The 692-nt window shown below is 36.6% G+C and carries 1 protein-coding gene; it reads right to left on the bottom strand.

Going from position 1 to position 692, the window contains the following annotated elements; genetic code table 11:
* Positions 1 to 100: 100 nt before the first annotated feature.
* Positions 101 to 559 (bottom strand): IS200/IS605 family transposase, encoded by a 459-nt coding sequence (tnpA, locus tag GVV19_RS10725; protein ID WP_159647527.1) that lies wholly within the window; start codon positions 557 to 559, stop codon positions 101 to 103.
* Positions 560 to 692: the final 133 nt, after the last annotated feature.

Genomic DNA, 692 nt, shown 5'->3' on the forward strand with positions numbered 1-692 from the left:
AATAAATATCCACCAGCTTAGCTGGTGGTTTTTCAGATGCGGGCGTAGCCCTTTACTTCTAGTTGCGCTTTACAGCGCTAATGTAGTCTGCCATCTACATCTATTTCTTGCTACCCGTAAACGGGTCAATATCTTCAAGTGTGAGTTGTGATGCTAATTTATCTTCTTTTAATTGATTCGCTATATATTCTTTTATTTTCTTTGTATTCTTTCCTACCGTATCTACATAGTATCCGCGACACCAAAACTGGCGACTTCGATATTTGTATCGTGCATCTCCCCATCTATCATAAATCATTAGACTACTTTTACCTTTCAAAAACCCCATTACTCCTGATACACTCATTTTCGGTGGAATTTCAATCAACATATGGATATGATCTACACATACTTCAGCTTCAATTATATTGATTCCTTTCCAACGACATAATTCCCTTAATATTGTACCTATTTCAAGTCTTCTTGAACCATAAAACGCCTGTCTCCGATACTTTGGAGCAAATACAACATGATATTTGCAGCACCATGTTGTGTGTGATAAACTGTGTGTATCCTTCATAGGATCCTCCTTTGATAATTTTAGATAGTTTGCAGACTACACTTAAATATTATCAAATGGAGGTTTAAAACAGAATACATCGCTAAAGCTATAATCGAACCCCCAGACTATCTGGGGGTTTTAAAATGCACAA

The sequence above is a fragment of the Erysipelothrix anatis genome (genome assembly GCF_009828745.1).
Classification (GTDB): domain Bacteria; phylum Bacillota_I; class Bacilli_A; order Erysipelotrichales; family Erysipelotrichaceae; genus Erysipelothrix; species Erysipelothrix anatis.

What these genes read in the sequence shown, in the direction of transcription:
- tnpA (WP_159647527.1), bottom strand. Translation starts at nt 559, where the DNA reads ATGAAGGATACACACAGTTTATCACACACAACATGGTGCTGCAAATAT.